The sequence below is a fragment of the Haloferax profundi genome (genome assembly GCF_001469865.1).
In the GTDB taxonomy this organism is placed as follows: Archaea; Halobacteriota; Halobacteria; order Halobacteriales; family Haloferacaceae; genus Haloferax; species Haloferax profundi.
Map to the genome: position 1 here is coordinate 1 of NZ_LOPV01000147.1, position 7,239 is coordinate 7,239.

Annotated in this window: 9 protein-coding genes and 1 tRNA gene; 5 read left to right on the forward strand and 5 right to left on the reverse strand. The window is 63.7% G+C overall.

The window, feature by feature from the left end:
• Positions 1-68: 68 nt before the first annotated feature.
• A tRNA-Pro gene (locus AUR66_RS07555) sits at positions 69-139 on the reverse strand.
• Between the two features lie 160 nt (positions 140-299).
• Here AUR66_RS07555 and AUR66_RS07560 point away from each other — a divergent pair.
• Positions 300-581, forward strand: a complete 282-nt coding sequence (locus AUR66_RS07560; RefSeq protein WP_058571861.1) for a hypothetical protein — start codon at positions 300-302, stop codon at positions 579-581.
• A 20-nt stretch (positions 582-601) separates the two neighbouring features.
• Here AUR66_RS07560 and AUR66_RS07565 read toward each other — a convergent pair whose 3' ends face one another.
• The 4 genes from AUR66_RS07565 to AUR66_RS07580 form a co-directional block, all read right to left on the reverse strand.
• Positions 602-1,471 (reverse strand): RNA-guided pseudouridylation complex pseudouridine synthase subunit Cbf5, encoded by an 870-nt coding sequence (locus tag AUR66_RS07565; protein WP_058571855.1) that lies wholly within the window; start codon positions 1,469-1,471, stop codon positions 602-604.
• 2 nt (positions 1,472-1,473) lie between these two features.
• Positions 1,474-2,052, reverse strand: coding sequence for a (d)CMP kinase (gene cmk, locus AUR66_RS07570; RefSeq protein ID WP_058571856.1), 579 nt, complete (start codon positions 2,050-2,052; stop codon positions 1,474-1,476).
• A gap of 95 nt (positions 2,053-2,147) precedes the next feature.
• Positions 2,148-3,071: a DUF106 domain-containing protein gene (locus AUR66_RS07575; RefSeq protein WP_058571857.1), complete on the reverse strand. Its 924-nt coding sequence runs from the start codon at positions 3,069-3,071 to the stop codon at positions 2,148-2,150.
• Between the two features lie 134 nt (positions 3,072-3,205).
• Positions 3,206-3,829 (reverse strand): adenylate kinase, encoded by a 624-nt coding sequence (locus AUR66_RS07580; protein WP_058571858.1) that lies wholly within the window; start codon positions 3,827-3,829, stop codon positions 3,206-3,208.
• Between the two features lie 262 nt (positions 3,830-4,091).
• Here AUR66_RS07580 and AUR66_RS07585 point away from each other — a divergent pair, with 262 nt between their 5' ends.
• From AUR66_RS07585 to AUR66_RS07600, 4 genes are all read left to right on the forward strand, one after another.
• Complete coding sequence (locus AUR66_RS07585) at positions 4,092-5,087, forward strand: YeiH family protein (RefSeq protein ID WP_058571862.1); 996 nt, start codon at positions 4,092-4,094, stop codon at positions 5,085-5,087.
• A gap of 77 nt (positions 5,088-5,164) precedes the next feature.
• Positions 5,165-5,560: a hypothetical protein gene (locus AUR66_RS07590; RefSeq protein WP_058571859.1), complete on the forward strand. Its 396-nt coding sequence runs from the start codon at positions 5,165-5,167 to the stop codon at positions 5,558-5,560.
• Between the two features lie 210 nt (positions 5,561-5,770).
• Positions 5,771-6,265 carry a universal stress protein gene (locus AUR66_RS07595; protein ID WP_058571860.1) on the forward strand — a complete coding sequence of 165 codons (495 nt, stop codon included), beginning with the start codon at positions 5,771-5,773 and terminating at the stop codon, positions 6,263-6,265.
• The coding region (locus AUR66_RS07600) for an APC family permease (protein WP_157533026.1) at positions 6,262-7,239 on the forward strand (978 nt) is incomplete at its 3' end. The genes AUR66_RS07595 and AUR66_RS07600, both read left to right, overlap by 4 nt.

Sequence of the window (7,239 nt, forward strand, 5' to 3'; positions counted from 1 at the left end):
ACGCAGGAGGGTTCTCGCCGGCACCCTCACGGACGCACGGCTCGAAGAGTTGCGTCGAGAGAAATTAGTGGGACCGCTGAGAGTCGAACTCAGGTCCTACCGACCCCATCGGCAGAGGATACCACTACCCCACGGTCCCAGGGTGCATTCAAAGCGATGCGTGTCTCGCGGTTAAGCCCTTCGTTTCGTCGTCGGACCGCGACGTCGTGTCGTGCGATTCTATCGCACATCGTCCGCCTGTGTACCGACGACAGATGCGGGAGTACGACTATCCCTCGTCGGCCACAATTGACAATCGTATGTCGAGTGTCCTCGGTGGCATCCCGTTCGACCTGCTCTACAGTCTCACCGCCGTCGTGTTCGTGGTCGCACTCGTCGTGGGTGCTGCTCGATGGTACGCCCTCAGGAGCGACGACGAGACCAGACCGCCACCGAAGCAATCTGAGGAGTCACACGGCTATCCACTCGCCTCGTGGCGGTACGTCTACGACCTCGACAAGGCGGAAGCAGAGCGTGCAGTAAACGATGTCCATCGACAAGCAGAGACGCTCTCTGAGGCAGAGAGACGGGAGAGACGATAGCGAAAACGCTGGTCGGTGAATCAGACCAACACGCGCTCTAACGAGACGACGATGCCGGACTCGGCGTCTGCGTCGCCGACGAGTTCGCCGAGACAGACGGCGGACCCATCTTCAGTATAGCAGGCGACGAGGTCACCACGGGCCGCGTCGCCGTCGACGTCGAACACGCCGGGGGCGTAGACTGGAGCGCCGTGTGCGACTTCGCGGGCCGCGGTGTTGGCAATCGTCACCGACGGGAGGTGCGTCAGTGCGCGTTCGGCGGGGGAGACGAGGTCACGAATCCACGACTCGTCGCCCTCGTCGGCGAAGACGAGGGCGTCTTTCAGGTCGTGGAGGTCCACGAGGTCGGTGTCGTCGAACGGGTCGGTCGCCGTCCGGCGCAGGTGGCCCATGTGGCCGCCGGTCCCGAGTGCGAGACCGAGGTCGTGACACAGTTTGCGGATGTAGGTGCCAGACTCACAGCGAATGCGGAGGAGTGCCTGTCGGTCCGTCACTTCGAGGAGGTCGAGGTCGTATATCTCACGGACGCGCAGGCGACGCGAGACGGCCGATTTTCGGGGTGGCTTCTGGTAGAGTTTGGTCTCGAACTCCGCGACGGTCGACTCGATGTCGGCGGGTGCGGGGCCGTGGAGTTCGAGGACCGAGACGTACTCTTTCGAGCCTTCGAGGAACACTTGCGCCATGCGCGTCGCGTCGTCGAGGAGGATGGGGAGACACCCAGTCACCTTCGGGTCGAGTGTCCCCGAGTGGGCGGCCCGGTCGAGTCCAGCCATGTCGCGGACCCACCCAGTCACCTGGTGGGCCGACGGCCCCGGTGGCTTGTCGAGGTTGACGACGCCGAACGAGAGGAGTTCGTCGACGCTCCTGTCTTCGGGTGGGGTGCGGAGCATGGTTAGAAGTCGTAGCGGACGCCTTCGACGGGGTATTTGCCTTCGTCGGCAGCCGAGTCGAAGGATTCGACCGCAGTCGTGCAGATGGCGGTCACTTCCTCCGGCCCCCAGCGAGCGGTGTTGAGCGCGATATCGTAGATAGAGAGGTCCGTGATGTCGATGTCGTAGTATTCCTCGTAGCGAAGCGCCTCACTGGCTTCGCGGGTGGTGGTCTCTTCGCGCGCAACGTCCGCGGGCTTGTCCTCGCGGTCGGCGATTCGCGCTGCGCGGACGTCCACGGGGGCGTCGAGCCAGAATCGAAGGTCGGCCGCGTCGCCGGCGAGCCATCCTGCGAGACGAGATTCGAGGAGCACGTCGTCGCGTTCGAGTGCGATAGTGCGGAGTCGGCGGTCGAGGTCTCGGTCGATTTGGTCGTCTTCCTCGGCGAGTTTGTTGAACTCGACGGCGGTCATATCGCGCTCGGCGGCGAGTTCACGGAAGATGTCTCCACCGCTGATGTGTTCGAGGTCGAACGCATCGGCGAGAGCGGCGGCAGTCGTACTCTTTCCGCTGCCCGGTGGCCCGGAGACAGTCAGTAACATATCCTGTCTCCGTGGGGTCGGCTAAAAGAGGTTATCGTTGGCGACGGCCCCTGTGGGGCCTTCTCACGCCAGTCGAGAGAAATTGGTCCGTCCGGTTACGCGGTGGACGGGGTCATGTCGATGTTGAGCCCTTTGCGGATAATCTGGGTGAACCCCATCGAACAGAGGAAGTACCAGACAATCCACGCCTGCATCGGGCCGACGACGCCGTCTTTCCAGGCGACTTCACCGACCATCGGGAGGACCAACGGTTCGAGCGTGACGTGTGGCTGGGCGTTCGCGCCGCCGACGCCGATGGCCCAGTACATCCAGAGGAACACCGGGATGGTGAGGAACATAATCCAGACCATCGGGCGGAACTGCTCTTTGAACATGCCCATCTGGTCGCCCATCGCTTCCATCTGTTCTTCTTGAATCTTCTCCAGTTCGGCGTCGTCGCCACGCTCGCGGGCGTCCTTCTGCCGCTTCTGGATATCTTTCATGCGCTCTTGGTAGACGGCCATCTTGTCCATGTCCATGAGGTTCGCCTGCAAGAGCGTGGAGTAGAGACCAGTCGCGAGTGCGAGGACCATCACGACGGCGTAGAACGGGAGCAACTCGGCCAGCGGGCCGAGCGCGACGTCCATGACTCCGCCGATGACGTTGCGGACCTCGGCGACAGAGTAGCCGAGGAACAGGCCAACAGTCACGACTGCCGCGCCCTTGTCGTACTTCGACCACGACGAGTCGCCGGTGTCGGCCGACGAGGACGACGAGGACGAAGACGAGGACCCGGACGACGAGTCGTCTTCGAGGCCGGCGCGGGTCGCCGCCACGTCAGCGAGTCGGAAGCCTTCGTCGCCGTCGACGAGGATTCCTTTCTCGATGAGGCGGCCCCACTGGCCGCTCGTGAGCTCGTCGCGGACGTCGGCCCACTCGACTTCGCCGTCGTCCGCCCGTTCGAGGACGGTCTCGACGGCGGCGCGCATGTCGGTGTCCGAACCGACGAGGTCGCGCACCTTAGATTCGATTCGTGCCATTACCGCCCCTTTAGCAACCGGCCGTTATCAAGGTTTTACCTTGTGGACGAGGACACGCACGACTGTCGCTGGGGTGTCACCGTCCGAACGGGCGCGAAAAAATCGAATCGAGTCTCCCGAGTACGCGTCGTACCTTATTCGCCGACGACGTCGACGATGTCTTCGAACACGTCGTCAGGCGTCTGTTCGCCGTCGATTTCGACGAGGACGCCTTCGTCGCGGTAGTGTTCGATGACTGGCTGGGTGTTCTCTTCGAAGACCGAGAGGCGCTCGCGGACGGTCTCTTCGGTGTCGTCGTCGCGCTGGACGAGTTCGCCACCACACTCGTCACACACGCCTTCTTCCTCCGGTTGGTTGAACTTGACGTGGAAGTTGGTGCCGCACTCTGAACAGACGCGTCGGCCGGTGAGTCGCTCGACGAGTTCGTCTTCGGCGACCTTCAGGTAGAGGACGGCGTCGAGGTCCGTAATCTCGGTGAGGTACTCCGCCTGCGAGAGGTTGCGTGGATAGCCGTCGAGGACGTAGCCGTCGGCGTCTTCGAGTGCAGCCTTCACGATTTCGTTGACGACGGCGTCGGGGACGAGTTCGCCTTTCTCCATGAACGACCGAGGCGTGCCGTACTCGGTCTCCATGTCCTTGTTCGCACGAAGCGCGTCACCCGTCGTGACGTGGTCGATGTCGTATTTTTCGGCGAGTTGCTTCGACTGTGTGCCCTTGCCGGCGCCGGGCGCGCCGAGCAGGAGGATGCGCTTGCCCATATCGACTACCATCCGGCGAGAGCATATAGTGTTGAAGATACCTGCCCAGATATGCGACGAACCGAGTCGGGAAAAGCAGCAAGTGCTGCTGGCTGATTGGCGACGAAACCGTGGTATCCGGTCACACTGCGCCAGTTTGCGGACGGTACTGCCGCTTCCCGCGACGCAGAGCGACACGTTCAACGGGACGGGAGTCGTCCGACCCACCGATGCGCGAGTCGCCGACCGAGTTCGTCGAACACACGCTCTCTCACTCCGGGCCGTGAGTGGGACGCTAGCCGAACGAGTCCAGCGACTCTTCCCCGGACTCGTGCTGCTCGGCGTCCTCGCGGGACTCGCGACGCTCGTCGCCGGTGTCGTCCCCGGCGTCAACGCACTCTTGCTCGGTGTCGTCTTCGGGGCCGTCGTCGCCAACACGACTGGTGTCCCCGCGTGGGCGAGGCCAGGCGTCCGCACGCAAACCATCCTCCTCGAAGCGGGTATCGTCCTCCTCGGCGCTCGTATCGCCGTCGACGAACTCGTCGCCTCGGGCGTGACGCTCGTCGTCCTCGTCGTCGTCACTGTCGTCGCGAGCATCCTCCTCGTCGAAGTCGTCGCCGGGCGCGTGTTCGGCCTCGCCCGCGACACCAGTTCGCTCCTCGCCGCGGGTGCGAGCATCTGTGGCGTCTCTGCTGCGACTGCTATCGCGGGCACTATCGACGCCGACGGTGAGTCACTCGCCCACGTCGTGGCGACGGTCCTCCTGTTCGACGCGATTACACTCGCCGTCTTCCCCATCGCGGGTGACGTACTTCCACTCACTGGCCGCCAGTTCGGCGTCTGGGCCGGGCTGAGCATGTTTAGCACTGGGCCTGTCACTGCTGCCGGGTTCGCCCACTCCGACGTCGCCGGGCAGTGGGCGACGGTGACGAAACTCGCTCGGAACTCGATGCTCGGCGTGGTCGCCCTCTGGTACGCGTTTCGCTACGCCGGCGGGTCGTCTGCGGACGTGCGAGCGGTCCTCGACGGCGTCCCGCGCTTCCTCGTCGGGTTCGTCGCGCTCGCGGCCCTCACGAACGTCGGCGTCTTCTCTGGTGACGTGCTCGCGGCGTTCGACACCGGCAGCGACGTGCTATTCGCGCTCGCGTTCGTGGGCCTCGGCCTCGACGTTCGACTCGCCGCGATGCGCGAGACTGGTATGACACCCGTGTTCGTCCTCGCCGTCCAGTTACTCACCGTGAGCGTGGTGACGCTGGGGGCAGTCGTCGTCCTCGTCTGAGTCGGTGCGACGGTGGCACTCGTCGGCCGCCGCGACGACGCGGGCCGTTTTTGTACCGAGCGGGAGTAGCCACGACTATGACTCGATTCGAGGCCGACACACCCCGCGAGCGCCGAAAACTCTTCGCCGACGCCGTCACCGCTCACCGGAACCGCGGGAGTGCGTTCTTGACCATCGAGGCCGACCGCGACCCGGACATCGACGGTGAGAGCCCCGGTCCGTGGATTCAGTTCGGCGAGCGGACGTTCAACGTGGACGTGACCGACGACGAACTGGCCCGGCTGAAAGACCTCCTGTCGGAGTTCCCGGAGTTCCGTATCGACCAACTGGAGAGCCCCGACGAAGCGGAGGGAACGAACGTCAGAATCACCGCACGCTCCGACGCGAACCGTCTCGCCGGGTTCGCAGACCGTGTGTTTCAGACGGTGTTCGAGCGCACAGAAGACTATCGGGCGTGGGTCGTCGCAATCTGACGACGCAAACGACACGAACGTCCCATTCTCCCGGCGATTTTCGCCGACACGAGGTTCGGATTTGCGAACTTCTATACCAACTCACGCCCAAGCCGGCGATATGAATTCCCGACGGCCACGTTGTGAATCGGGCGCTGTTGGTCCTGACACAACCCACCTCCGCCGGGTCGAATCGCTCGCTGTACACCCAACACACTCGTGTTCCATACTATGACCGAACAGTACCAACCGCTGTTCTCACGTCCGCTCCTCCCGCTTGCGAACGAGGATGACGCCGAGGTGACCTGCGGTGTCGCCTTCCCGCGCATCGCAGCGAACGATGGCACGGCATTCGTCGTCCACGTCATCGAGAAAGCCGGCGGTGCCCCGGACAAAGCGGGCGTCGAACAACGCGAAGAAGTCGCAGACGAGGTGTTCGACGTCGCTCACCGCGCCGCGGACGATGTCGGTGTCGACATCGACACCGAACTGCGGTTCGACACGAACGTCGGCGACGCCATCCTCGACGCCGCGAGAGACGTGGATGCGTCCGCCATCGTGTTCACGCCGCGCGGTGGTCGGTCGTGGTGGGACCTCTTTTCTGGTGACGTCCGCGACCGGTTGATTCGGAAGAGTGACCGTCCCGTGGTCGTCTTACCACACGGTGCGGAGTCCGACGGTGGAACCGACGAGCAGTCGAACGACAGAGCAAACGGTGAGACATGACTGACGAGGAACTCGCAAAAGACCTTGGCCCACTCGCCGCCTTGACGATTGGTATCGGGACCATGATTGGTGCCGGTATCTTCGTCTTGCCGGGTGCCGCCGTCCAACAGGCGGGACCGCTCGCCGCCGCCGCGTTCGTCCTCGGCGGTGTCATCGCACTGTTGACCGCCGCGTCCGCCAGCGAACTCGGGACGGCGATGCCGAAATCCGGCGGTGCGTACTACTACATCAATCACGCACTCGGTCCGCTGTTCGGTAGCGTCGCCGGATGGGGCAACTGGATGGGTCTCGCGTTCGCATCTGCGTTCTACATGACTGGGTTCGGCCAGTACGTCGCAACCTTCCTGACCGTCCCGAGTCTCTCCCTCGCAGGAGTGACCATCTCGGGCGTCAAACTCGTCGCACTCGCCGGTGGCGGACTGTTCGTGTTCATCAACTACGTCGGCGCGAAAGAGACGGGGAAACTCCAGAACGCTATCGTCCTCATCTTACTGGCTATCCTCGCCGTGTTCACGCTCTTTGGCCTCTTGAACGCCGACATCGCGAAACTCCAACCCTTCGTCCCACCGGACAAGGGCGTGAGTCCGCTCCTCCCCGTGACGGGCCTCATCTTCGTCTCCTACCTCGGGTTCGTCCAGATTACGTCCGTCGCAGAAGAAATCAAGAACCCCGGAAAGAACCTCCCGCGCGCCGTCCTCGGGAGTGTCATCATCGTCACAGCGGTGTACGCACTTGTCCTCGTGACGGTGCTGGCCGCCGTCGACAACAGCCTCGTCGCCGGCAACGAAACCGCCGTCGTCGACGTCGCACGCACACTCATCGGGCCACTCGGGGCGGCAGCGATGCTCTTCGGTGGCCTCCTCGCGACGGCGTCCTCGGCGAACGCCTCGATTCTCGCCTCGTCGCGCATCAACTTCGCGATGGGCCGTGACCGCATCGTCTCCGAAGAACTCAACGAGATTCACCCCCGCTTC

Coding starts and splice junctions, on each gene's coding strand:
- AUR66_RS07575 (WP_058571857.1), bottom strand. CDS start 3,071: ATGGCACGAATCGAATCTAAGGTGCGCGACCTCGTCGGTTCGGACACC.
- AUR66_RS07590 (WP_058571859.1), top strand. CDS start 5,165: ATGACTCGATTCGAGGCCGACACACCCCGCGAGCGCCGAAAACTCTTC.
- AUR66_RS07560 (WP_058571861.1), top strand. CDS start 300: ATGTCGAGTGTCCTCGGTGGCATCCCGTTCGACCTGCTCTACAGTCTC.
- AUR66_RS07580 (WP_058571858.1), bottom strand. CDS start 3,829: ATGGGCAAGCGCATCCTCCTGCTCGGCGCGCCCGGCGCCGGCAAGGGC.
- AUR66_RS07565 (WP_058571855.1), bottom strand. CDS start 1,471: ATGCTCCGCACCCCACCCGAAGACAGGAGCGTCGACGAACTCCTCTCG.
- AUR66_RS07595 (WP_058571860.1), top strand. CDS start 5,771: ATGACCGAACAGTACCAACCGCTGTTCTCACGTCCGCTCCTCCCGCTT.
- cmk (WP_058571856.1), bottom strand. CDS start 2,052: ATGTTACTGACTGTCTCCGGGCCACCGGGCAGCGGAAAGAGTACGACT.